Annotated in this window: 21 protein-coding genes and 2 pseudogenes; 10 read left to right on the top strand and 13 right to left on the bottom strand. The window is 66.3% G+C overall.

Features of this window, described 5'->3' with window-relative positions; translation table 11 throughout:
• Nucleotides 1-99 precede the first annotated feature (99 nt).
• Nucleotides 100-2874 carry an ATP-binding protein gene (locus ACFFGY_RS02530; RefSeq protein WP_377042801.1) on the top strand — a complete coding sequence of 925 codons (2775 nt, stop codon included), beginning with the start codon at nt 100-102 and terminating at the stop codon, nt 2872-2874.
• A complete protein-coding gene (locus ACFFGY_RS02525; RefSeq protein ID WP_377042800.1) occupies nt 2861-3829 on the top strand; it encodes a Bug family tripartite tricarboxylate transporter substrate binding protein in 969 nt (322 codons plus the stop codon). The genes ACFFGY_RS02530 and ACFFGY_RS02525 overlap by 14 nt, the downstream gene beginning before the upstream one ends.
• Before the next feature lie 165 nt (nt 3830-3994).
• Here the strand turns inward: ACFFGY_RS02525 and ACFFGY_RS02520 are convergent, their stop codons facing one another.
• The 4 genes from ACFFGY_RS02520 to ACFFGY_RS02505 form a co-directional block, all read right to left on the bottom strand.
• Nucleotides 3995-4939: a sensor histidine kinase gene (locus ACFFGY_RS02520; protein WP_377042799.1), complete on the bottom strand. Its 945-nt coding sequence runs from the start codon at nt 4937-4939 to the stop codon at nt 3995-3997.
• Between the two features lie 127 nt (nt 4940-5066).
• A complete protein-coding gene (locus ACFFGY_RS02515; protein WP_377042798.1) occupies nt 5067-6308 on the bottom strand; it encodes an MFS transporter in 1242 nt (413 codons plus the stop codon).
• A 100-nt stretch (nt 6309-6408) separates the two neighbouring features.
• Nucleotides 6409-7284, bottom strand: coding sequence for an N-acyl homoserine lactonase family protein (locus ACFFGY_RS02510; RefSeq protein ID WP_377042796.1), 876 nt, complete (start codon nt 7282-7284; stop codon nt 6409-6411).
• Nucleotides 7285-7880: 596 nt separating this feature from the next.
• Nucleotides 7881-8123: a hypothetical protein gene (locus tag ACFFGY_RS02505; RefSeq protein ID WP_377042795.1), complete on the bottom strand. Its 243-nt coding sequence runs from the start codon at nt 8121-8123 to the stop codon at nt 7881-7883.
• Between the two features lie 26 nt (nt 8124-8149).
• Here ACFFGY_RS02505 and ACFFGY_RS02500 point away from each other — a divergent pair, with 26 nt between their 5' ends.
• Together ACFFGY_RS02500 and ACFFGY_RS02495 are read left to right on the top strand one after the other, a co-directional pair.
• Nucleotides 8150-8278 (top strand): hypothetical protein, encoded by a 129-nt coding sequence (locus tag ACFFGY_RS02500; RefSeq protein ID WP_377042794.1) that lies wholly within the window; start codon nt 8150-8152, stop codon nt 8276-8278.
• 95 nt (nt 8279-8373) lie between these two features.
• Nucleotides 8374-9714 carry a c-type cytochrome gene (locus ACFFGY_RS02495; RefSeq protein WP_377042793.1) on the top strand — a complete coding sequence of 447 codons (1341 nt, stop codon included), beginning with the start codon at nt 8374-8376 and terminating at the stop codon, nt 9712-9714.
• A gap of 724 nt (nt 9715-10438) precedes the next feature.
• On the opposite strand, the gene ACFFGY_RS02490 is transcribed toward ACFFGY_RS02495, so the two are convergent.
• The 6 genes and pseudogenes from ACFFGY_RS02490 to ACFFGY_RS02465 form a co-directional block, all read right to left on the bottom strand.
• Nucleotides 10439-10699: a VOC family protein gene (locus ACFFGY_RS02490; protein ID WP_377042791.1), complete on the bottom strand. Its 261-nt coding sequence runs from the start codon at nt 10697-10699 to the stop codon at nt 10439-10441.
• Between the two features lie 60 nt (nt 10700-10759).
• Nucleotides 10760-11035, bottom strand: coding sequence for an alpha/beta fold hydrolase (locus ACFFGY_RS02485; protein WP_377042790.1), 276 nt, complete (start codon nt 11033-11035; stop codon nt 10760-10762).
• Nucleotides 11036-11092: 57 nt separating this feature from the next.
• The gene (locus ACFFGY_RS02480; protein ID WP_456316145.1) at nt 11093-11500 is read right to left on the bottom strand and encodes an alpha/beta fold hydrolase; all 408 of its coding nucleotides are present in this window, start codon (nt 11498-11500) and stop codon (nt 11093-11095) included.
• Between the two features lie 203 nt (nt 11501-11703).
• Nucleotides 11704-12267: pseudogene (locus tag ACFFGY_RS02475) on the bottom strand (SDR family NAD(P)-dependent oxidoreductase); the annotation flags it as partial.
• 522 nt (nt 12268-12789) lie between these two features.
• On the bottom strand, nt 12790-12981 hold the full coding sequence (locus tag ACFFGY_RS02470) for a site-specific integrase (protein ID WP_377042788.1): 192 nt from the start codon (nt 12979-12981) through the stop codon (nt 12790-12792).
• Nucleotides 12982-13154: 173 nt separating this feature from the next.
• Entirely contained in the window at nt 13155-13427 is a 273-nt protein-coding gene (locus tag ACFFGY_RS02465) for a site-specific integrase (protein WP_377042787.1), read from the bottom strand.
• Nucleotides 13428-13847: 420 nt separating this feature from the next.
• Between ACFFGY_RS02465 and ACFFGY_RS02460 the strand changes: the two genes are divergently transcribed.
• From ACFFGY_RS02460 to ACFFGY_RS02450, 3 genes are all read left to right on the top strand, one after another.
• On the top strand, nt 13848-14972 hold the full coding sequence (locus tag ACFFGY_RS02460; protein ID WP_377042786.1) for a helix-turn-helix domain-containing protein: 1125 nt from the start codon (nt 13848-13850) through the stop codon (nt 14970-14972).
• 148 nt (nt 14973-15120) lie between these two features.
• On the top strand, nt 15121-16659 hold the full coding sequence (locus ACFFGY_RS02455; RefSeq protein ID WP_377042785.1) for a cryptochrome/photolyase family protein: 1539 nt from the start codon (nt 15121-15123) through the stop codon (nt 16657-16659).
• A gap of 38 nt (nt 16660-16697) precedes the next feature.
• Entirely contained in the window at nt 16698-16853 is a 156-nt protein-coding gene (locus ACFFGY_RS02450; protein WP_377042784.1) for a hypothetical protein, read from the top strand.
• 297 nt (nt 16854-17150) lie between these two features.
• Here ACFFGY_RS02450 and ACFFGY_RS02445 read toward each other — a convergent pair whose 3' ends face one another.
• From ACFFGY_RS02445 to ACFFGY_RS02435, 3 genes and pseudogenes are all read right to left on the bottom strand, one after another.
• A complete protein-coding gene (locus ACFFGY_RS02445) occupies nt 17151-18032 on the bottom strand; it encodes a DUF4011 domain-containing protein (RefSeq protein ID WP_377043195.1) in 882 nt (293 codons plus the stop codon).
• A 517-nt stretch (nt 18033-18549) separates the two neighbouring features.
• Nucleotides 18550-18851 (bottom strand): annotated as a pseudogene (locus ACFFGY_RS02440) (transposase); the annotation flags it as partial.
• Entirely contained in the window at nt 18852-18998 is a 147-nt protein-coding gene (locus ACFFGY_RS02435; protein ID WP_377042783.1) for a hypothetical protein, read from the bottom strand.
• 167 nt (nt 18999-19165) lie between these two features.
• On the opposite strand from ACFFGY_RS02435, the gene ACFFGY_RS02430 reads away from it, so the two are divergent.
• From ACFFGY_RS02430 to ACFFGY_RS02420, 3 genes are all read left to right on the top strand, one after another.
• Nucleotides 19166-19660 (top strand): tripartite tricarboxylate transporter TctB family protein, encoded by a 495-nt coding sequence (locus ACFFGY_RS02430; protein WP_377042782.1) that lies wholly within the window; start codon nt 19166-19168, stop codon nt 19658-19660.
• Between the two features lie 14 nt (nt 19661-19674).
• Nucleotides 19675-21192, top strand: coding sequence for a tripartite tricarboxylate transporter permease (locus ACFFGY_RS02425; protein WP_377042781.1), 1518 nt, complete (start codon nt 19675-19677; stop codon nt 21190-21192).
• A gap of 1241 nt (nt 21193-22433) precedes the next feature.
• Nucleotides 22434-23315 (top strand): tripartite tricarboxylate transporter substrate binding protein, encoded by an 882-nt coding sequence (locus ACFFGY_RS02420; protein ID WP_377042780.1) that lies wholly within the window; start codon nt 22434-22436, stop codon nt 23313-23315.
• Nucleotides 23316-23322 lie beyond the last annotated feature (7 nt).

The raw sequence follows: 23322 nt of genomic DNA, 5'->3' as shown, positions 1-23322 counted from the left end.
GTGAAATCCCGTCTTCGGATGTATGGCCAACGAGGCCGTGAGTTGGACGGCGCGGCATGGAGCCGTGGCTGACCGGTACCTCGGCGAGGGTGGACCAGCATGACCGACGCTGTTTTCCTGTTCGGCGCCTTCGAACTCTCCGTTGCGCAGCAGCGGCTGAGCCGTGACGGCGTGCCGCTGCAGGTTGGCAGCCGTGCGCTCGCCATTCTCCAGCTCCTTCTCGAACGCGCCGGGGAAACGGTCAGCAACCGCGACATCATGACCCGGGTTTGGCCTGACCTGTTTGTCGAGGACGCGAACATCCGGGTTCACGTCTCAGCGCTCCGGCGGTCGATGGGGGCCGGGGCACGGATCACCAACCATCCGGCACAGGGCTACCGCTTCGAGGGCAGCGTCCGCCGTGGGGAGGCGGCCCTCACGACCGTGACGGTGGAAGCGCGGCACCGGCTGCCGCCTGCGCTGACGCCGCTCATGGGGCGCGAGGATGACCTAGCGCGGCTCGTGGCGGCACTGCCAGAGCGGCGCCTCATCACGATCATCGGACCGGGCGGCATCGGCAAGACCAGCCTGGCCCTCGCGGTGGGCCGCGCGCTGGCGGCGCGCTATCCGGACGGCGTCTGCTTCGTGGACTTAGCCTCCGTTTCGGGCGGAGAGCTCGTGTTCGGCGCAGCGGCGCGGGCGCTGTGCCCGGGCGCGACGCCGCCTGCCGATGTGGTGCAACTCGGCCGGCAGCTCGCGACGCGCCGGATGCTGGTGCTGATCGACAACTGCGAGCACGTGGTCGATGACGCGGCCCTGCTGGCCGAGGACCTGCTGCGGGCTGCGCCGGATCTGGCGCTGCTGGCGACGAGCCGTGAGTCGCTGCGGGCGGAAGGGGAGTGGCTGCATCGCCTGGGTCCGCTCGCGGTGCCGCCACCCGATGCGCCGCTGTCGCCAGACGAGGCGCAACGCTTCTCCGCCGTGGCGCTGTTTCTCGAACGCGCGGCCTCGGTAGGGCTGCGGACCACCCCGGACGACGCCGTGGCGGCCGCCTCGATCTGCCGCAAGCTGGATGGCGTGCCGCTTGCGATCGAACTGGCCGCGGCGCGGGTGGACAGCTTCGGCGTCGAAGGGCTGGAGAAACGGCTGGACGACCGGCTCGCCCTGCTCACGGCCGGGCGGCGCACGTCCGCCGCGCGGCACCGCACGCTGCAGGCGACGCTGGACTGGAGCTATAATCTCCTCTTGCCGGATGAGCAGGCGATGCTTCGGGCGCTGGGCGCCTTCCGGGGCAGCTTCACGCTGGAAGAAGCGGCCGCCGTGGCCGCGGAGGCGGAGATGCCGCTCGGCGAGGCAGCGGACAGGCTGGACAGCCTCGTTTCGAAATCCCTGCTGTCCGTCATCCTGGACGACGACCGGGTCACCTACCGGATGCTGGATACGACGCGCCACGACGCGGTGCGCCGGCTGCGCGGAACGGGCGAGGCCGCCGCCGTGTCGCGGCGCCATGCCGCGCAGGTGCGGCGCGGGATCGCTGCGCTTTCCTCGGCCGACGTCCGGCGCCGCATCGACGACCTGCGCGCGGCCCTGCGCTGGTGCTTTGGCGAGGAAGGCGACGTGCCGCTGGGCCTGGCGCTGACCGCCGCGGCGGCACCGGCCTTCTTCGGCCTTTCGCTGATGGCGGAATATCGCGGGCATGCGGAGCGCGCGCTCGCGGCGCTGGACGGCGCGGACCACGATCCGAAGGATGAAATGGCGCTGCTGGTGGCGCTGGGGCCGGCCATCTACAACACGGAAGGACCGGTGCCGCAGGCGCGGGCCTGCTTCGTACGCGCGCTGCCGATCGCCGAGGCGGTGGGCGACGCGGCCGTTCAGCAGCGGGCGCTGTGGGGCCTATTTCTTTGCAGCTACGGGCACGCGCGCTACGCCCAGGCGCTGGAGCACGCGGAGGAGTTCGTGCGCCGCTCGCGCGAGTGGGGTGACCCGACACATATGGGCACGCGCATGCGGACGCTCTCGCACCTCTATGGCGGCGACGCGCGGCAGGCCCTGGCGCTCGCCGAGGAAACGCTGGCCCGCCCCGTCGAGGCGAAGGGCCACGGGCCGAGCGGCTTCCAGTACGAGCAACGTGCGGTTGCGGGCTCCATGCGGGCGCGGGCGCTGTGGCTGCTCGGGCGGCCGGCCTCCGCCTGGCGGCAGATGGAGGCCTCGGTGGAGGAGGCGATAGAGGGTGGCCACGCGCTCTCGACCTGCTTCGTGCTGACCCACGCGGCCTGTCCGATCAGCTTCTGGACTGGCGACGACGAGGCAGCCGGCCGCTACGCCGCCCTGCTGTTGGAACACTCCGCCAGCCAGGCGCTATCCCACTGGAACCGCTCGGGCCGCCTGTTCCGCCGCGCCCTGGACGCGAAGGCCGGGATCCTGTCGATCGATCCGAAGGAACCGCTCACCGGCGCTGAGTGGAGCGACGGCTACCTGGAAGCCTTTACGGTGATGGATCTCGGCGTGCTTCCTGACCGGCTGGTGACGCGGGCGCTGACGGAGCCGCCGGTGTGGTGCACGGCCGAGGTTCTGCGCGTCCACGCGCTGGCGCTGCTGGAGAGGGGGCCGGACCGTGCGGCGGAAGCGGAAGCGCTGCTCGCCCGGTCGCTGGAGATGGCGCGGCAGCAGGGCCTGCTGGTCTGGGAATTGCGGACCGCCACGGCCATGGCCGCGCTGCGGCGGCGGCAGCACCGGCCCGATGAGGCGCGCGCCCTCCTGAACGGGGTGCTGCGGGAGGGCGAGGAGGACTGGCCCTCGCCAGACCGGCGGCGGGCCGAGGCGCTGCTGGCCTCGCTGGACCTGCCACGGCCTGCTGCAATCCCGATGAAGGGGGAACACCATGCGACGACGTGATGCCATCGGAATGGGTGCGGGGTTGCTGGCGCTGCTCGGGCCGGGCCGGATCGTTCGCGCCCAGCCGGCGGGCGCCCTGCGGCTGGTGGTGCCGAATGCGCCGGGCATCCTGCCGGACATCCTGGCGCGGCTGATCGCGGCGAACCTGTCGCGCGTGCTGGACCAGCCAGTAGTGGCGGAAAACCACGCGGGTGCCAACGGGATCATCGCCGCCCGGCTCGTGGCCCGGCAGCCGGCCGATGGTTCGGTGCTGATGCTGGCCGGCGCTTCGGTGCTGAGCTTCAACCCCGTCCTCTACAGCGACCTGCCCTACGATCCGCTGAACAGCTTCACCTATGTCGGCGCGGTGGCGGACACGCCGTTCATGCTGGTGGCGAGCCGGCGCAGCGGGTTCACCAGCCTGGAGCAGCTGATCGCTCGCGCGCGGGAGCGACCCGGGGCGGTGAGCTTCGCCAGCGTCGGCATCGGCAACACGACGCACCTCGCCATGGAGATGGTGGCCGATGCGGCTGGCATCGAGATGCTGCACGTCCCGATCAGCACGGCGAACCCGATGACGAGCCTCGTGTCAGGTGAGGTGGACAGCTTGGCTGGCCCGGTCAGCTCCCTCCTGGAGCAGGTCCGGGCAGGAACCGTGGTGCCGCTCGCGGTCATGGAGGCGCAGCGCCTGGACGCGCTGCCGGCGACGCCCACCTTGCTGGAGCTGGGCCTGCGCGTGCCCCGGGTGCCGGGCTGGTACGGCATCCTGGGGCCGGCGGGACTGCCCGAACCCGTCACGGCGCGCTTTGCCGAGGCTATCGGCACGGCGATGCGCGAGCCTGCCCTGCTGGCGCGCATGGAGGAGCTGCACCTGACGCCGCTCCTCGCCTCGCCGGCCGAGCTGCGAGCCAGGACGGGCGAGGACATGGCGGTGTGGGGCGACCTGATCCGCCGCAAGGGCGTCCGGCTCGGGTGAGGGACGGCGTAGGGGCGATAGGCAGGTTTGGGCGCCTGTTCCCGGTAGGAAGATCTCCGGCAGCTGAACAGGATTAAGGGCTGCCGCAGCACGGCCAACCGGGCCCGGCAGGGCCGTAGCGGCATGACATTGCCCCTCCCGGCTGTCTCGACTCGGTCGCGGGGCTCACGGCGCGGGGAGGGCACGCCACTTCGCCGGTGCGGCTCCGCACGTCGGAACCGGATCGATGTGCTGCTCGCAGGGCAGGGCGAGCGCCACGATGGTGCCCTGGCCCGGGCTGCTGCTGATCCACACATCGCCGCCGTTGCGTTCGACGAACTCCTTCACGGCGGCTAAGCCGATGCCTGAACCCCCCTGACCCTTGGTGGTGAAATGCCGCTCGAAGGCGCGCGCCTTCACCGCCTCCGACATGCCGGAGCCGGTATCCGAAACCGAGATGCGAACGTGGTGCTCGCACGGCGCGGGGAAGGCGCTCCGCACGGACACGAGTTCCGCGCGGATCGTCAGCGTGCCGGCGGCCGCCATGGCATCGCGCGCATTCACCGCGAGGTTGAGCAGCGCGTCCTCCATCTCGTCGGCGGAGCATGACACGAGAACCGGCCCTCCGCGGTGTTCGAGCCGGACGTCCACCGTGCCGCCCGCGATCATCGCCACCTTGGGAACGATGCTGCGCAGGAAGCCGGCAAGCTCGAGCTTGGCGCCCGTGCCGGAGCGCACCGGTTCCCGGGTCAGCAGGCCGCGTGACAGGGACGCGGCCCGCTGTGCGGCGCAGAGGCCCTGAGAGGACAGGTCGCGAATTTTGTGAGTGGGCGCGGTTCCGAGCTGTCCGTCGATGCTGCGGAAGGCGCCGAGGACGACCTGGAGGAGGTTGTTGAAGTCGTGGAGCGCACCGGCCGCCCCCTGGTTGAAGGCAGCCTGCCGCCACAATGCACCGGTCTGATCAGCCGTGCCGGGGCCATGACCTGGGCCCGGATTGAAACCGGGGTAGGCTGCGAGTTTCGCGGCAGCAGCGTCCTGGTGCGGGGTTGCTGGTGTCGCGGCGTCGGACGATCCGGCGTCGGACGATCCGGCGCCGGGTGAGGCCGGCTGGGACGAGCTCTGGGGAGGCATGGCACGGCTCCTCTCTACGCGCGGGTGGTGTGTGCAGTATCGCCACGAGGCCGCATTGCGCTCTTGAACGGGTGTGGGGTGGCGCTGTCGGCGGTGTGGGCCAACGCGCGCCAGGTGTGTGGGGGCATTAGAAGGCCCGGGTCCGCTGTCCGGCCGCGGTGCCCGTCGGCGTCACGGCGGCTGCGGCGCGCCGCACTCCGCCGCCCGGGCGCGCCGTGAACAGCACCACCAGCGCACAGAGCGCGGCAAGGATCAGGACGCCCGTTATCACCGCCGTGCCCGTTCCCAGCACCGTCGCGAGCCGCCCAAGGCCGAATGTGAGGACACCGGTGAATAGGTAAGATAGCAGGAACGCCGCGGAGGTGGTGGCGCCGCGGACCGCCTCGGGCACGGCTGCGCCGAGGAGGGCCAAGCCGCCGTAAACCATCAGCGCGTAGCCGACGCCCGAGCCCATGGTCGCGACGGCGAGGAAGCCAAGTTCGTGCCGGCTGACGGCTGCGGCCATGCAGCCCATGCCCGCCACCGACGCGCCCGCCCCCCAGAGGATCACCGCTGGGGCACACAGGCCCCGTGCGCCCAGACCTGCCATGCCGAGCGCGACCGGAAATAGGGCCAGCGTGGTTCCGTTGACCAGGAGGTTGTCCGACTGCACCAGCTCATGCGCGATCTGCGCGCCGAGTGAGCCGATCAGGGCCCCGTTCCCGTAGGCGGTCATGACTGTGAAAGCCGCGAGCCAGAAGGGACGCCGCAGCTCGCGCGGGATCTTGGGCAGTCTGGGGCGCCACGCCACCGGGCGGCCGGTGTTCTGCCGCGGCAGCGACCAGGTGCCGAGCAGCAGCGCGACCAGCAGGAGAAAGAGCACCAGGAAGCTCAGGCGCGTAGGATAGGGGGCATACTGCGCCAGGGCCCCGCCGATAAGCAGGGCGGCGGCGAAGCCGAAGGCTTGGGCGATTAGCGTGGCGGCGCTCGCCTTGCGGACCCCGCCCGGACCGGCAGCCTCCACCAGAGCCGCCGCCGACGGCCCTGCGGACAGGCCGACACCGATGCCCATTAGGACACGGCCCAGGAACAGCATGGCGACGTCGGACGCGAGCCCGAAGACCAGCACGCCCATGGCCGAGGCGGCCACGCCGTACAGCATCATGCGGCGACTGCCGAGCGTGTCCGACAGGCCGCCGAACAGGATCAGCGTCGCCACAACCACCAGGGGGTACACGGCAAAGACGCCCGCCGTCACGGTCGGGGTCAGGTCCCATTGCCGGGCATAGAGCGGATACACGATCGTGGGGGCGACACTCGTCCACAGCGTGTGCGCCACCACGCCCGCGGCTAGCAGGAAGTTCTTTGTGCTCGGGCGGTCACTAGGCATCGGCCTCTCCGGGGCGGCATGAAGGCAGGGGAGGGAGGAATGGTCGCGGGAGTGCGGCGGGGCGGCCAGCGGGACGGCCCGCGACCGCCCTCCTGCCGGTTCAGGCACCCTGGGCTACTGCGGCGGCGAGGGGCGTGTAGCCGGCCGCCTCGGTCACCTTGGCGGCAGGGTTGGAAAAGGCGTTCTCCAGCCGCCCCACCACCCGCCCGCCGCTAACCAGAACGGGCAGGTCATGGCCAGGCAGCAGGAAGCGGCTGGTGGTCAGGGCCCGCTTGATCGCGGTCTTCTCGGACAGCTGCGTCGTTGAGCGATTGGCCGTGATCGTGGGCTCGTTGAAATTGATGTCGAGATGCGGCGTGATTAGCTGGTCCGTCACGTTGTAGACGATGTCGCCGCAGATGTTGGCGATACCCTCCGCCGTTTCGACTAGCACGGAGATCGAGCCGTCCGTGTGACCGCCCGTGTGCCGCACGGCGACACCCGGGATTACCTCCTCCTCGAAGGTGCCGTCGACATCGAAGAGGCGCAGGGCATCGCGGGTGTGCAGGCGGTCGATCAGGTGCTTGGTGTCCGCTGCGGTGTACATGCCGGGACCCATGATGCCCGAGGCGGCGAACTCCAACTCCCGTCGTGCGATGCCAACGGTGGTGCTCATCGGGAACTGGTCGAGGCCGCCGACGTGATCGAGATGGGCGTGGGTCTGCAGGACATAGCGGAGATCATTATTGCGTAGCCCATGTCGAGCCAGGTGGTAGTCGATCGTCATTTCACGTGGCTGCGAGGCCTTCATGCCGAATGCTTCGAACAAGGCGGCGTCGCGTGGGCCCGTGTCCACCAAGATCGGCGCCTCGCCGCCCAGGATCAGGAAGCCTAGGAATGGAATTGTGACCATTTGGCCAGGCCGGCGAAAGAGCACGAGGCCGCTGGCGTCCATCTCCAGCTTCCCGAGTTCAATAGGGTAGATCTGAAGGCTCATAGTCGTTCTTTCGTCAGGTCGAGTGACAATGTGAAACCTGTTGGAAGCACGTTCGGTCAGCGCAGCAAGAACAGGTTCTCGAATGCTTTGTGCCTCCTCCTTGCGCGATCTAATTGGCGATCCATCCACAAAAATAGGTTTGGTAGATCATCGGAGCTAGCTTGTTGTCAGGAAGATGGCTCTGGCGAGGATCAACGCCGACTGGAAGGTTAGCGATAGGAAGTCATGCGGTGTGCCAAGCAGCGAACATCTTGAACCATCTTCAGCTTGCCAACCGCGATCTCGCCTGGAACGATGCAACGAAGCGTCAACTGCCTAGACGCTGAACACGCCCGTTCTGGTGCGAACGCGGCCGTCATCACTGTCGTCTCGTCTCAAAGAGCGAAGTACCAGGACCACATGGCGACAGCCTAGATTCGTGCTTCCGAATTCATCGCACACTTCTTCAGTCATCGTTATTTTCGGATGGCCGTGTGGCGGTAGTTCGGTCGAGCCGCAGGCAGCAGAAGTTCCCGATTTTTGATAAAGCAGGATCCTGCCCGCTCATCTCTGCTCCTTCTTATCCGCCGCGGCGAACAACCCTCTCCGTGACGTTATTACCCCACAGATCGGTGGGGCGGAGGTAGCCCAGCGCCACATCCGTCGAGCGGCATGGGGTCGACGTCGGTCGCACGAACCGCGTTGGCGGCGCGCTCGAGATCGCGGTTCTCACCGGTCGCGGTGATGATGACGTCATGTCCGCCGGCGGCGGACAGGCGGGTAAGCTCGTAGCGGATGCCGATCGAAGCTCCGGTCGCCAAGGCAAGTGGACGCACGGACGCAGTCTCGGAAAAGGTCATGATCTATCGTTCCTGTTCTCAGGCGCATGGACGGCATCAGCGAGGCGGAGGTGCCGGGAGCAGCACCGGCGGTAGTGAATGCCGTCGCGGAACTCACCGGGCAGCGGGTGCGCAGCCTGCCGCGCTCCAGGGCCGCCCTGCCGGGCACGGCCTGAGACACGGGCCGAGACAGGGCGACAAGACATCCATCGCGCTCAGCCGCCAACCTCACGGGCGGAGCGCAAGCTCCCCGCACACGGGCTGACAAGCATTGAGACAACTTTCCGCACTCCTGGCGATCCTGGTGGTCGCCGCCGCAGGCACGTGGTGGTTCGCCACCTGCGTCCCTTCCTCTCCCTTCGACCAGGCCGCGCCCGCCGGCGCGCCGATCCCGCTGGCGCGCGGCGAGTACGTCGCGCGGCTGGGCGACTGTGTCGCCTGCCACAGCACCGAGCGCGGCGCGCCGTTCACGGGCGGCCTGGCCATGGGCACGCCGCTGGGCACGATCTTCACCACCAACATCACGCCGGACCGCGAAACCGGCATCGGCAGCTACACCCTGGCGCAGTTCGACAACGCGGTGCGCCGCGGCGTCGGTGCCGACGGGCGGCGCCTCTACCCGGCGATGCCCTATCCTTCCTACGCCAAGATGAGCGACGAGGACGTCAAGGCACTCTACGACTACTTCACCAACCACGTGGCGCCGGTGCCGCGGGAGAACCAGGCAAGCAGCATCCCCTGGCCGCTCAACATGCGCTGGCCGCTGGCCTTTTGGAATCTGGCCTTCGCGCCCGATAACACCTTCCGTCCGGCGGCGGAGCGGGATGAGTTCTGGAACCGCGGTGCCTACCTCGTGGAGGGACCGGGTCACTGCGGTAGTTGCCACACGCCGCGCGGTGTCGCCATGCAGGAAACGGCGCTGGACGCCAGCAGCGAGCGCTATCTGTCCGGCGCGATCCTCGACGGCTGGTACGCGCCCAGCCTGCGCAACGACCACAACACGGGCCTCGGCCGCTGGAGCGAGGAGGACATCTTCGCCTACCTGCGCACGGGCCGGGGCCGCCATGGCGTGGTCTTCGGCTCCATGATGGAGGCATTCAACAACTCCACCCAGTTCATGACGGACGACGATCTGCGCAGCATCGCGCGCTACCTGAAATCCCTGCCGGGGAATGATCGGGACGGTGCGCCGTGGCAATACGAAACGGCGGCCACGCGGCTGGTCGCCAACCCCTCCACCACCGCCACCACGCCAAGTGCCCGCATCTACATGGCGCGCTGCGGCACCTGCCATGGCGCCGACGGCCGCGGGCGGGGCGAGTGGATCCCTTCCCTGGCAGGCGCAAGCTCCCTGCTGGCGGAGGATGCGGTGTCAGCCATCAACATTACCCTGAACGGCGCAGGGCGGGTTGTGGCTGGCGGCATCGCCGACGCTTACCATATGCCTTCACTGCGGAACCAGATGTCGGACCGCGACGTTGCCGAGGTCCTGACCTTCGTTCGCAGCACCTGGGGTAACCGCGCCGCGGCCGTGACGGAGGACCAAGTCCGTACCCTGCGAGAGCGAACCAACCCCGCCAGCAGTGACATCATCGTCCTCCGAATGCGTTAAAAGCTCAGGCATCGTCGATCCAGCGCACATGTCGGGATCATCAGGCGCCATCTACAATCGTTTGTCCTGTGGGCGGATGGTTTGGGAGGCACCCCTCGGTCGGCATTTGCAAAGAAAGATAGCTCTCCGACTGTCCGCTTCTCAGCATCTAGCCTCGGAAGCGGACGAGCCGCCTTCGGCCAGCGGGTGAAGTTGAGAGCGTCACCACCGTCGCTTCGCCCACCGAGGCGCTTGGAGGCGACGCCGTGCTGACCATGAGGTCGTAGGAACTTCGCCGCTCGCGGCGCATCGCGCGCATGAGACACGAGCGGACGAAGGTCAAGCTCACCCGGTGGACTGACGTCCGGCATGGTCGATCCGTCAAGACAACCGTCGCGGCTGTTCACTCTTCGAAACTCCGACAGCGTCAGCATCGCCGTGATTTAACTGCTGCGGATCCGTTCCCGCGCCCAGTTCAGTCTTCGTCCTGCTACCCGCGCAGATCCGTCTGGTCATGGTAGGCCGTACGATCAGGCGTGGTGATGAACTCTATCGTCGTGCCCCATGGCATGCGGCAATAGCAGACCCTGTTTCCAGGACCTTTCTCGGTTGCATAAGGGATAGCGCGCGGCTCGGTGAAGGGGGTGCCTCCAGCCTTTTCGAAGCGCTCAACCGATCCGTCGATGTCGTCGGTGTAGAGAGCGAAGTGCGTGATGCCAAAGTCGCTTGCCCGGATCGGCCGAGCTTACTTGGGGCCGTGCATTTCGAAGAGCTTGATATCGGGTCCGGTTCCAATCTTGACCATCGCCTGCGCACGCACGACTGTTCCGGGTAAAGCGCCAACGGCCCGCTCGAGTTCGGACCCCTGGCGCGGCGGCTCCTGCGGTCCGAAGGATTGGTAGATCACTTGGCCGCCTGAAGCTTCCACCAGGAACAATTCTGCTGCTTCGATATCGGACACCGTTATTCCGATATGATTGACGCCGCGAATGACGGGTACGGTCATGACAATCTCCATTCTTGTTTAGTTGATCCACCCAGCCCACGATGGTGCGTGCGCAGAGTTTCAACTGGCCTTGAGGAATTCGATCAGAGCGGCCGCGACTTCATCCGGCTGCTCCTCTGCGACATAGTGGCTGCACCACACGATCGAGCCGCCCGTCACATTGGTGGCGAATTCCTTGAGCATCGGCACCATCTGCGTGCCGAAGCGCTGGCCCCCACCCAGGCCAAGCAGCGGCATGTCGGGCGGCTGCTTCTTGTACTCGAGCGCAGTCGCATGATCGGCAGCGAGGGTGCGATACCATTCCAGGCCACCACGCGTGCGGCCGGGAAGCGCCATCGCTTTCGCGTAGATCTCGATGTTTGCCGGATTGAAGGTTCCGTGATCGTAGAAGCGCTATGCCATGAAAGTTGACACATAGTCGTATTCACGGCCATGAATCAGGCGCTCGGGCAGATCCCAGTTCATATGGAAGCTGAAGTGCCAGAGCCTGGCGTTCGTCGCCTCCCATTCGGTCCAGCCGGGAAGCGGAATGTCGAGGACGGCTAAGTGGGTGACGGCCTCACGATAGATGTCGGCCTGCGGCAAGGCGACCATTCCACCGATATCATGGCCGCACACGGCGTAGCGTTCATGCCCAAAGGTAACCATGACCTCGTGCGCGTCGCGCGCCGTCGTCACCTTATCGTAACCGTCGAGCGGGCAGTCGGAAAAGCCCGTACCGCGCAGATCGATGGACACCACGCTGAAACGCTCGATCAGCAACGGCATCACATTGTGCCATTCCCACCAGCTTCCGGCCAGCTGTGAAGCAGAAGGCCCGGGGGCCTGAGCCGTCCGTGACAGTGTTGATCTTGATGCCGTTCACCGGCACCAGTTGCTGAGTAAACCCCTTCGAAGTAGCGATCATGGTCGCCTTCCAGTCAGATGTTGACGTTCAAGCAGAGCTCTCGGCCAAGGCTCAGGGTTGATCAAAATCGCTGGCGATCGAGACGTCGCGCTAGGCGTCAATATTGCCGCGGAAGGCAAACAGCTTTCGCTCGGCGATCGCGTGCGCGGTCGCCGAGCGGCAGATGAAGTGGCGCCTCATCGGCGTCGATCGCCCGCAGGATTACCGCGATCGCCTTGTCTGGATCGCCCGCCTGATTGCCGTTGTGGGTTCCGCGGTAGTGCTTGCGCGAGTCCGCGGTGTACTCCGGCATCTCGTTGACGGCCATCGTGATCGAACGACCGAGAAAATCGGTGCGAAAAGGCCCGGGCTTGACGATCAGCACGCGGATGCCGAACGGCTCCAGCTCGCCGGCGAGCGCTTCGGAGATCCCTCCCACGGCAAACTTGGCGGCGTTGTAATAGCCTGCGCCGCCGCCGCCCGCGACGCCGGCGCCGGACGACATGTTGACGATCGTTCCGGCGGAGCGTCGCAGGACGGGCAGGGCGGCTCTGGTGGTTTCGATCAGACCGAAGACGTTCACCTCGAACATGGGTCGATATTCTTCGGGCGTACCTTCCTCGATTGCGCCGAATAGTTCGTAGACTGCATTGTTCACGAGCACGTCAAACCCGCCGAAGGTCTCGGCCGCCTTGCGACCGCTGCCTTGGCTGCCGGCGCATCGGTCACGTCGAGTGGCAAGGTGATCATGCGGCCACCGAACGGCATGGCCATTTCTCTGACATCCCTGGGCTCATCGAAAGTTTCCTCAACGGACGAGCGGTTTTGCGATCGAACGATCGCAACGTTCAGGGGCGTATGTGCAGGCGGGACGTCGGCATTGTGCCCTGCCCCGCGTCGTGGGCAATCAGACCGCAGGTCTACGCAGACTAGAACTGTCGACGCCGCCGCCTGCGCGAGACGTTTGGGTGGGATACCACCGTGACCTACGGCGCCTTCAACGTCTTCGTGCGTTTATCTCGACCGTATCGAACCATCTCATGAACGCGACGGCATGATGAGCGGTCCGGCAAGGACTCAGGATTGTTCGAGAAGCCCCGAGATTGCTGCAATCGTTTGACCGGTCGCTCCCCGGGGAAGCTTCACCTTTTTACGGCAGTCAAACCGAAGTCGTCCTTTTTGAAGATGCGACCCGTTTTCCGGCTCAGCCCGCTTCCTTGTCGGCCGCGAACGCCTTCTCCGTGACATTGTTCTTCCACAGGTCGGCAGGGCGGAGGTAGCCGAGTGCCACCTCAGCCAACCGGTAGCGGGTCTGGCGCATGACCTGGGCGTGGTCGGCGCCGACCTCGCCGGAGGCGGTGGCGAGCCCGGCACGCAGCGAGTGGCCGGAGTACACTCTCCCTCCGGCAGCCCGGCATCCTTGGCCGCCTGCCGCACCAGCCACCACACCGCCTTGTCGGACAGGGCGACGGTAGACAGCCGGCCCGCCTTGCTCATCCCCACGAAGAGCGGCCGCCCGCCGTCCGAGGCGCCGCCGGTGATGTCGGCGCCTCGGTCGCGGATCTTGCGCTAGGCAAGATAGACCGCCAGCGGGCAGAGCGCCGGCTCGGCCGGCTTGGCCCAGACCGCCACCTCCTGGCCAGCGCCGCGCTGGTCGGTCTGGGAGCGGCGGAGCAGCAGGCGCAGGCCCTTGCCCGGCACCACCGTGACGTCACCCCAGAGCAGCCCTACCAGCTCGGAGCGCCGCAGCACCGCCCCGGTGCCGAGCACCAGCAGCGCCCGGTCGCGCGCACCCAGCGGCGTGGTAGCGGGTGGGCGGGTATCGAGCAGCCGGCGCAGCACCGGCAGGATGGCCGCGGCGGCCCGGCGGCGCGGGCGGAGAGGACTTCGAGCTCGGCCGCGCGGGTTGCGCCGCCGGGCACCACGAGGTCGCCGAGCAGCGTGGTGTGCAGGGTCAGCGACCCGTCGGCGGGCGGGGCAGGGCGCGCACGGGTTCATCGGCGTCAAGGCTAGCGGCTCGCATTCGCCCCGAACACGCCGTTTCATCCTGAAGGGCACTTAGCGGACGGAATGTTTTTCGGAGATACGCTGGGCGGACAAGAGCTCAAGCTCGAGCTTTTGTGAACCAAGATATGCAGAGCAACTGAAAATGCCGTAAGCTTTCAGAGCTAGCGTTACAACTCTGCCTTAGCGTGGTGAGAAGCAAGGCGGCCCAGGTGCTTCGGCACTGGTCTGGGGCCCTGCGAAGCAGAGAGGCGCCGCGTGCGCGACGAGTTCGACGACGAGGGGTTCGAGGACGAAGCGGAGGAGACCGGCTGGCCGTCTGCCCGGCCCGCCGCGCGCCCGGCGGTCGAAAACGCCGCGCGGCTACTGGCGCCGCTGGCCGCGGCCGAGGACGCACTGTCGCGCCTCGACGCCGCGGCCGGCGCCGCGCCCGAGGCAGTGCGCGAGGGTCTGGTCGCCCGGCTGAGCTTCGCCGAGGCCGCCGGCTGGCTGGCCGCGGTCAGCGTCACCCTTCACCCGCGCGACCTGGCGCTACGCGCCGAGCGCCTGACTGGCTCCTACAGCGCCGCTGCCTTCGCCGGCCGGCTGCCCCACGTGCTGACCGAGACCGCCCAGGCCCTCCATGACCTGCCCGAGCAGTTCGAGGACGAGCCCAGGGTGGAGCAGGCGCTCACCCTGGCGCGGCTGCTGCAGCGGCTGGCGACCCTGCGGAGCACCGACCCGCTCGACAGCCCGAGTGCCCTGAGTCGGGCGCTGCGGAGCCTGGGCGACAGCGCCTGGCCGTCCGCGGCGCACTCGCCGGCCGCCGCACTGCCGGAGTTCAACCGTTGGCGGCGTGACTGGCTCGCTGCAGGGCGCGAAGCGGCGCCGCTGCTCGCCGCGGCGGAGGGGGTGGCGGTGTGGATGCGCGAGGCGGGGCAGGGCGACAGCGCCGTGCCGCAGCTGGGGCAGGGGGTGTTCCTGGCTGCCGTGCTGCTGCGCCGGCGCGGGCGGCTGCGGCACGTGCCGCTGGTGTTCTGGGCCGGGCCGCGGCGGCTGGGGCCGGTGCTGCGCGGTCCCCTCGACGATCCCGCCGGCTGGCCGCTGGCCTTCCTCGGGCGGGTGCGCGAGGCGGCACTGCGCGGGCTCGACGAGCTCGACCGGCTGAACGAGGTGGCGCAGCGCGCGGCGGTGCTGGCGGCGAGTGGGCGCAAGTCGTCGTCCCTCGGGCGGGTGGTGGAGCTGGCGCTGCGGCGGCCGGTGATCACCGCACCGCTGCTGGCGGCCAAGCTCGCCCTCACCCACCAGGGCGCACTGCTGCTGCTCAACCGGCTGGTGGCCGAGGGGGTGCTGCGAGAAGCGACGGGAAGGAAGAGCTTCCGCGCCTTCGTGGTTGCTGGGTAAGATCTGAGCTGGTCACCGCTACCGCTGTCAGGCGCCAGCGGATCACCGTCCACTTGCGGCATCTCCGGTCGAGCACACATGCCCGACAACGCTCCTCACGACCGGGAGGTCCGTCGGTGTGACATGGAGAGAAGGGAGCTTCTCCTAGGTGACGCGCTTACGCTTCGTCCTCGGCGACCAGCTCACGCGCGACGTGTCGAGCCTGCGCGACCTGGCTCCGTGCGATGTGGTGCTGATGGCTGAAGTCTGCGACGAAGCGACCTACGTCCGCCACCACCAGCGTAAGATTGCCTTCCTGTTCTCTGCCATGCGCCACTTCGCCGATGCTTTGCGGGTGGAGGGCATCACGGTGGACTACGTGGCGCTCGATGACCCAGGCAACACGGGCTCCTTCACCGGGGAGCTTCGGCGCGCCTTGCAACGCCATGGTATCGACGGCCTGGTGGTCACCGAAGCCGGCGAGTGGCGCGTCGCCGAGATGATGGCAGGCTGGGAGGAGATGCTGGGCATTCCGGTGGAAATCCGGGACGATGATCGCTTCTTGTCCTCGCATCGCGACTTCGCACGCTTCGGCCGAACGGGACAGCCGCTGCTGATGGAGAACTTCTACCGCTCCATGCGCCGACGCACCGGCTACCTGATGGCCGCGGATGGTGAGCCCGAGGGTGGCCAATGGAACCTCGACGCTGAGAACCGTGCCCGCTTGCCCGGCAGCGTGACCCCGCCCGAGCGCCCTGCCTTCGTACCGGATCTGGTGACGCAGGAGGTTCTGGCTCTGGTGTCCCAGCGCTTCGGCAACCACTTCGGCCGGCTTGACGGCTTTGACTACCCGGTGACCCGGCAGGATGCCCTCGCTTACCTCGGCTGGTTCGTCCGCGAGGCACTGCCGGGCTTCGGGGCCTACCAGGATGCCATGCGACAGGGCGAGCCGCTGCTGTTCCACTCACACCTCTCCGCGCTGATCAACTGCGGGCTGCTAACAGCCACCGAGTGTTGTGAGGCGGCGGTGGCGGCCTACCATGACGGCGAGGCGCCGTTGAATGCCGCCGAGGGCTTCGTGCGCCAGCTGATTGGCTGGCGAGAGTTCATCCGCGGCATCTACTGGCGCGAGATGCCAGGCTATGGCGAACGCAATGAGCTCGGCGCGACGCGTCCGCTGCCGGATTTCTTCTGGACCGGCGAGACCGATCTCAACTGTCTGCGGCAGTCGGTTGGAGACACGCGCGACAACGCCTACGCCCACCACATCCAGCGGCTGATGGTGCTGGGCAACTTCTGCCTCCTCGCGGGGATCGACCCGAAGACGGTGCAGGAATGGTACTTGGTCGTCTACCACGATGCATACGAGTGGGTGGAGATGCCCAACGTTGTTGGCGTGATCCTTTACGCCGACGGCGGCTTGCTCGCGACCAAGCCCTACGCGGCGTCGGGCAACTATATCCATCGCATGTCCAACTACTGCGAGCATTGCCGCTACGACGTGAAGCAGCGGCAGGGTGCGGAAGCTTGCCCGTTCAACTACCTGTACTGGGACTTCGTGGCGCGCCATCGTGAGCGCCTGGCCAGCAATCCGCGGTTCCGGCAGGCGGTCCAGACACTCGACCGGATGGACCCCGACAGGGTCGAGGCCATCCGGCGTGATGCGCGAAACTTCCTCGACCAGCTTCCGGCAGCCGGGGACTACTAGATCCCGCTCGCCCTCCCCATCGGGCGGAATGTCGCCAGATGAGGAAGATGCCGGATTGCTCCTCCACTACCCACACCATGGCACTCGACCGCTCTGCCCAGGCGCTTCCCCGCGCGGGGCGCGCCTACGCGGCGCGGCGCAACACCGGCCGTGATCCGGAAGCTGAACCCTCCACCACCGCCCTGTCGCCCTAGCTCCGCCGCCGCGGCGAGATCGCCGATCTGGGTCAGGGTCGCCGCGGCGTCGCCGACCGCTTCCTGCAGGTGCTGGTAGTCGCCCGTGGCGTGGGTGTCGGCGTCGGGCCAGGAGAGGACAATCTCGGGCACGCCGCCGGCATCGGCTCGCAGCGCAGTCCCCGTGGCCCGGAAGGGCGTCCAGCCGTTCCTGCCACGCCGGTGCAACTCGCCGACGTAGCCGTTCAGCTGCTCTCGGAGCGCCGCGATCTCCTCGCCGGCCCGGCCCCACTCGCCCTGGTCGAAGTCTTCGCGCGCCTACTGGGCGCGGTTCATCTGCTCCAGCACCGACGCCTTGCTGGTCCTGGCCGACAAGCGGTCGAGGCAGAAGTCGCCCAGGCCTACCTGGCGCAGGCGTCGCTGCACCACCTCGAGGGCGGCACGCCTTTCGGCAACGAAGAGCACCGTGCGGCCGCGCGCCAGGGTGTCGGCGATGATGTTGGCGATGGTCTGGCTCTTGCCGGTGCCGGGCGGTCCGATCAGCACGAAGCTCCGGCCGGCACCCGCCGCCGCCACGGCCCGCAGCTGGGAGCTGTCCGCCTCCAGCGGGCAGACCAGACCAGCGGTGTCCGCCTCGATGTCGGGTGCTGGTGCTTCCGCCGCCGCCTCAACCGGCAGCCCGGGATCGCGCTCATCCCGACTGGCTGGGCCGTCCATCAACCGGCGCGCGACCTCGCTCTCGCGCAGCGAGGCCGCACGGTCGGCGAGGTCCTTCCACATGAGGTATTTGGTGAAGGACAGGTTGGTGAGCGCGACCTCCTCGGTAACCTCCCAGCCCGGGATGTCGCGCAGCTTGGCACGGACCGTGTCGAGGATGCCCCGGACGTCTAGGCCAGCCTCATCCTCCGGCAGACGTTCGGCTTCCAGTGAGGGAAAACGGATGTCGAACTCCTGCTCGAGCATCTCGAGCAGGGTCGAGTTCAGCCGGGTCTCGTCGTCGTGCGCCCGCAGCGAGAAGCCGAAGCGCACGCTGGGCCGCTCCAGCACCACGGGCACGAGGATGATGGGTGCGCGGTAGGGAGCTTCCCGTCCTTCGGCACGCCAGAGGAGCGAACCGACCGTCAGGTAAAGTGTATTGGCCCCGCCCTCCTGCTGGTTGGCGTGGGCAGCCCGGAAGATCTCGGTGAGAGTGTCCTGCAGGGACTTCTCCCTCCTGCAGCCGCCAGGCTCGCGCTGCGATCAAGGGCGGCTCACAGGAGAAGCCGACGGTGACGTCACCCAGGTCCCCATCTCCACTGGCCCTGAGGCTGAGCTCGGTCAGCACCGGCTCATGGTTCTGCCACAGGGCGGCGTTGATCGCAGGCTGGAGAGCCGCCGTGAGTGTCGCTGGTTGCGGTGGAGGTGGTTCCGGAGCAGGGCTGCTGACAGTCGCGTCGCCGAGTATCTCGCCCATTCCATCTCCCTCGCCACAGATGCTGAAGGAGATGCTGCGGCCCTGCAAGGTAGGTGGCTAAGGGACACGTCATCCATCGCAGAGTTGGCAGACTTCGGTGGCCTGGGCTGGGTGCAGCAGCTTGGCATCGAGGTGCAGATCCGCGATGGTTCGAACCGCCACTCGCACCCTCACGGCATGCTGCTCACCCGACAGCGTGCTTCCTTAGGTCATAGCGGTGGCGAGGTTGCGCGTGCCTAAGCGATGTAAATCCCCGGCGTCTTCCGCCGCGTGCTGATGAGCGCGGACGATGGTGCTGTCCACTGTCAGGTACTCGAAATCCGGATCGTCTGGCGTGGCCTCAAAGAGGCGCTGTCAGACACCTCTCTCTAGCAGATGAAGCGACCGAACACGCAGTGCCACTCGCCGAATATCTGTGGAGGATCACGCCAAGGTGCCTCTGATCGCACGCTCCACAGCATGCCCTCAACGAACATCCAATTGTTGCGCTCCGTCGAGCCTCTCTGATCTAGCCGCCCGAAGATCAGCGGCGCCGTCCACTCCCATGCCGCATCGCTCAGCACCAGTCACTCCAGACCACCTAACGCTACCTTGCCAAAGCACCTTTGAATCACCTCAGCAGCAGCCTGGGAAGTCCAAGTGTCCGCACCGCCTTTGGCTTTTGAATCATGAAGTGCTCCTCTTGCTAAAATAAAAAATGCGAAACCTTTCATGTCATTCTCAGTGCAGGTCTTGCGGAGTAGCTGCACCGAAGTCCACCCTCCAGCTGACGCCGTATTCGCTGGCAACATCCTTCCTCGGATCATTTCGCCTGATGGTGGAGTAAACCTCGCTCGCGCGAATACGGAAAAAGAACAATAGGAACAAGAGGGGAGGGGGGATGCTCCTGACAGGCATTCTCACGAGCAGCAGGTTCAAGGACTATACCAGCGGATCGATACTCATCGTGCTGGGCTTGGCTGCCGCTTATCAGGCTCAAAGTTACCGGATCGGCACCTTTACCCGGATGGGGCCAGGCTTCTTTCCCGTATGTCTCGGTCTCATCCTCGCGCTCACAGGACTGGTGCTGATCAGCAGTAACTTTGTGCGCAATGCCCGCCACGGCCGCCCAGCCACGGCCGCAGCACAGCATCCGCCCGAATGGCGCGGATGGATCTGTATCTCTGTTTCCGTGCTAGCCTTCGCGTTCCTGGCAAAGCTCACGGGATTGGTGCCGGCCACCTTCACCTGTGTGTTTGTTGCTGCACTGGGTGACCGCGAAAACAGCCTTCTTGCCGCACTCTCCCTCGCGGCCGCCATCACTGTGGCGGGTGTCGTAATCTTCTGGTGGGGCTTGGGAATTCCCTTCTCCCTGTTCAGTCAGGGGACGATCTGATGTGGCAGTCCGTGATGGACCTCGGCTACGGCTTTGGTCTTGCTCTCGAGCCCCACAATCTCCTCTGGTGCTTCGTCGGTGTCCTTGTTGGCAACTTGATCGGCGTTCTGCCGGGAACTGGTGCCCTCACGGCCATCTCCATGCTGCTGCCACTGACCTATCCCATGCAGCCCGTTCCGGCGATCCTGATGCTCGCCGGCATTTTCTATGGCTCTCAGTATGGCGGGGCTATCGGCGCCATCCTGCTGAACCTGCCGTCGCACCCACCCCATGCCATCACCTGCCTCGACGGCTACCCGATGACCCGGAAGGGCAAAGGCGGGACGGCGCTGGGCCTGACGATGCTATCGTCCTTCTTCGCCGCCTCCTTCGGCATCCTCGTCATGGTGTTCGCATCACCGCTGCTGGTTTCCGTCGCGTTCAAGTTTGGACCGACGGAACTCTTCTCGATCATGCTTCTGGGCTTGGTTGCCGGAGCCACCATGTCGCGCGGCTCACCGATCAAAGGCTTCGGCATGACCGTGATAGGCCTGCTTCTGAGCACCGTCGGCACGGACGTTCAGACGGGGCAGCAGAGGTTCACCTTCGGCATAGCGGAACTCTCCGACGGCATGGAATTGGTGTCGATTGCCATGGGTGTCTTCGGCATCGCAGACTTCCTGCGTCACGTGAACCGAATGAAGCACGTCAGCAGCCTGCGTGCGGTTAAGCTGAGCGACATGCGACCCAGCAAAACCGAAGTCCGGGAAGCTTTCTTTCCAATGCTGCGCGGTACCCTGGTGGGAACATTGTTCGGCGCGATGCCCGGGACCGGCCCGACGATCACCACCTTCATCGCCTACGCGCTGGAACAGAAGGTGTCACGGACACCGGAGAAGTTTGGCACGGGCATGATCGCAGGCGTCGCCGCCCCTGAAGCAGCATCGCACTCGAAGACGCAGGTCGACTTCATCCCGACCATGAGCCTGGGCATTCCCGGCGATGCGGTCATGGCACTGCTGCTGGGCGCGCTCTTGATTCATGGCATTCAGCCGGGCCCGCGGCTCCTGACCGAGCACCCCGACATTTTCTGGGGCCTGATCGCGAGCTTCTGGGTCGGCAACATTATGCTGATCGTGCTGAACGTGCCGATGATCGGCATCTGGGTGAAGCTTCTCCAGGTGCCGTATCGTTTTCTGTTTCCATCCGCCGTGTTCTTCATCGCAATCGGCGCTTATTCCGTGAACAACGACGTGTTTGCCATCTACGAAGTGCTCGCTTTCGGCATCTTCGGTGCAATCTTCATGGCACTGGACTTTCCAATCGCTCCCATCCTGCTTGGATACGTGCTGGGGCCCATGGTTGAGGAGAACTTCCGCCGTGCCATGTTGCTCTCGCGCGGAGACCTTACCGTTTTCGCCCGACACCCCATCAGCGGCACGATCCTGGCCGTGATCGCGATCCTGTTGATGGCACAGAGCTACTTCGCGATCCGGGCACGGTTTGGAAGCGGCTCCCGCCTGCCGGCACCACCCACCGACGTCGTTGCCTGACGCGTTTCGAACACGACCGGCAACCTTCCTGCCAGGGAGGTTGCCGACCGACAGCGACCCGCAATTTTCCCTGACCTCCGTAGCCCGGCATTGGCGCGCGGGCGGGCGGGGTGGGGTTAGAGGCGGCTTCTGGCATGCGCGGCCGAGATGGCATCACGGCCGGCGGTCAAAGCGGAGAGCGCCTTCCTGTGCCTCGTGCCTGGCTCCTCCCAAGCTACTCCAACAAAGGCTCACACGCGTGTCCACCCACCCGACGCGCACGTTCGGATCAGGCGCTAGCGAACGCTGATGCGATAATCTCGAGTATGTAGAAATCAAAATCCTGATACTCCTGTTAAAAGCAGGGAATTCATCAGGTGCAGCGTCTGCGCTACGACTTAGCCTGCAGGTCACCATAATCAACCATAACGCGGCCGACAGCCGCCGCACAGAGCATTCCTGGCCATAAAATCAGCTTGAAAAGTTCGGCTTAGGTCTGGCGTTCGATCTGTCTTCCCGCTCACTCATCGCTATTTCAAAGCTTGGAATAGATAGTCCACCAGCGCTCACGGCGTCACGAGGGGGGCGCGCGCTGGCGGGCGCTCTACTTCCGGCGACCGCGTTTGTGACTGTGCAGGTAAAATCTTGGTACTCGGCAGATCTTCCCGACTGTACTGGTGCCTTGAGCCTAAGGAGATCCGCAGTTCTAGGTGCCGGGCTGACCGGACGGTCGCGATCGCTGAATCGCTCTGGTATGTGGCGAGAACCTCGGCAGCGCCGGTGCTGATCCTCACGCATCGCCACCCAGAAGGCTTTGAACTGGCATCACCGAGCAGGCACCATGCAAACTAAGTCACAACTCTCAGGAATGACATGCGGAAAATTATGAATGCAAGGTATCATTGAAGATGGCGCATGCTGCGGCTCGAGCAGCGATCAAGCGTGCGGGATGCTGAAGGGGTACTCATCCTCACCCATTGGTACCTGATCGATCATGCAGAGCGAGCAAGTAAAAAATTTGGTAGCTCTGATTAGAACTGCAGAGATCGCCATCAAGGCGGCGGACTGAGGAAGGAACACCGGGGCGCGGGACACTCCTAAAGGGGGCTTGAAACCGTATGAACCGAGCAGAGCGTGACTTGCAACCACCGGCGCCATCGATAGCCCGTAGGTCAGTTTTAGCACTACTCGGCGCAGTGGCTGCGCCAGCCGTTGCAGCGGCGCAGGGAACCCCTGAGGCACGGTCGTACCCTAACCGACCCGTGCGGCTGATCGTGCCCGCGGCACCGGGTGCTGGTCAGGACATTTTAGGCCGCATCCTCGCACAGAAGCTGGAGCTCCTGTGGCAGCAACCTGTCGTCGTCGAGAACCGCGCCGGCGCCGGCGGCACGCTGGGCACAGACCTGATCGCGAAGGCACCCAAGGACGGCTACACGCTCGGCGTCGTCAATTCCTCCTCCCTGGCCATCTCGCCCGTGTTGATGCCTAACGTCGCGTACGATCCGCTGAAGGACTTCGCACCTCTGGGTCTCGGTGCTTCGAATGATTGCGCCCTGGCAGTCAAATTCGACTCACCGTTCCGCTCCGTGGCTGATGTTGTCGCCGCTGCGAAGGCGCAGCCCGGCATGCTCACCTGGGCCTCGGCCGGGAGCGGCAGCTCGACCCACATGGCGGGAGAGCTGTTTCGCATGACCGCCGGGGTGGACATCGTGCATGTTCCCTATCGCGGCAGCCCGGCCGCCATCACCGACACGCTTGGCGGCCAGGTTAATATGACCTTTAACACGATCAACGCCGTGCTGCCGTCGGTCATGAGCGGCCAGATGCGCGCGCTGGCTACCACCGGTCAGACTCGCGATCCCCTGCTGCCCGATGTGCCGAGCTTCGCGGAGGCGGGATATCCAGCCTACGAGGCGAGCGGCTGGCTCGGCTTCGTCGCACCTGCTGGCACGCCGCCTGAGATCGTCCGAAGTGTCAGCCGAGCGATTCAGCAGATCACCGAGTCCGAGGCGTTCCGCAAGGCCATCATCACGGCGGGCATGCGGCCACAAAGTTCCAGCGCCCAGGCTTTCGGAGACTTCATGCAGGTCGAGATCGCACGTTGGGCCACGGTGGTTCGCAAATCCGGCGCGAAGCTCGACTGATGGCGCC

This window comes from Roseomonas elaeocarpi, from assembly GCF_042433915.1.
Taxonomy (GTDB): Bacteria; Pseudomonadota; Alphaproteobacteria; order Acetobacterales; family Acetobacteraceae; genus Roseomonas; species Roseomonas elaeocarpi.
The sequence above is the reverse complement of the archived record's forward strand: the minus strand, read 5'-3'. Positions and strand labels throughout refer to the sequence as shown.

Excerpts from the sequence above, each read along its gene's own strand:
- ACFFGY_RS02510 (WP_377042796.1), bottom strand. The coding sequence starts at position 7,284 with ATGAGCCTTCAGATCTACCCTATTGAACTCGGGAAGCTGGAGATGGAC.
- ACFFGY_RS02430 (WP_377042782.1), top strand. The coding sequence starts at position 19,166 with ATGCTCCTGACAGGCATTCTCACGAGCAGCAGGTTCAAGGACTATACC.
- ACFFGY_RS02450 (WP_377042784.1), top strand. The coding sequence starts at position 16,698 with ATGAGGAAGATGCCGGATTGCTCCTCCACTACCCACACCATGGCACTC.
- ACFFGY_RS02505 (WP_377042795.1), bottom strand. The coding sequence starts at position 8,123 with ATGACCTTTTCCGAGACTGCGTCCGTGCGTCCACTTGCCTTGGCGACC.
- ACFFGY_RS02530 (WP_377042801.1), top strand. The coding sequence starts at position 100 with ATGACCGACGCTGTTTTCCTGTTCGGCGCCTTCGAACTCTCCGTTGCG.
- ACFFGY_RS02525 (WP_377042800.1), top strand. The coding sequence starts at position 2,861 with ATGCGACGACGTGATGCCATCGGAATGGGTGCGGGGTTGCTGGCGCTG.
- ACFFGY_RS02520 (WP_377042799.1), bottom strand. The coding sequence starts at position 4,939 with ATGCCTCCCCAGAGCTCGTCCCAGCCGGCCTCACCCGGCGCCGGATCG.
- ACFFGY_RS02425 (WP_377042781.1), top strand. The coding sequence starts at position 19,675 with ATGGACCTCGGCTACGGCTTTGGTCTTGCTCTCGAGCCCCACAATCTC.
- ACFFGY_RS02485 (WP_377042790.1), bottom strand. The coding sequence starts at position 11,035 with ATGGCGCTTCCCGGCCGCACGCGTGGTGGCCTGGAATGGTATCGCACC.
- ACFFGY_RS02500 (WP_377042794.1), top strand. The coding sequence starts at position 8,150 with ATGGACGGCATCAGCGAGGCGGAGGTGCCGGGAGCAGCACCGGCGGTA.
- ACFFGY_RS02435 (WP_377042783.1), bottom strand. The coding sequence starts at position 18,998 with ATGAAAGGTTTCGCATTTTTTATTTTAGCAAGAGGAGCACTTCATGAT.
- ACFFGY_RS02490 (WP_377042791.1), bottom strand. The coding sequence starts at position 10,699 with ATGACCGTACCCGTCATTCGCGGCGTCAATCATATCGGAATAACGGTG.
- ACFFGY_RS02515 (WP_377042798.1), bottom strand. The coding sequence starts at position 6,308 with ATGCCTAGTGACCGCCCGAGCACAAAGAACTTCCTGCTAGCCGCGGGC.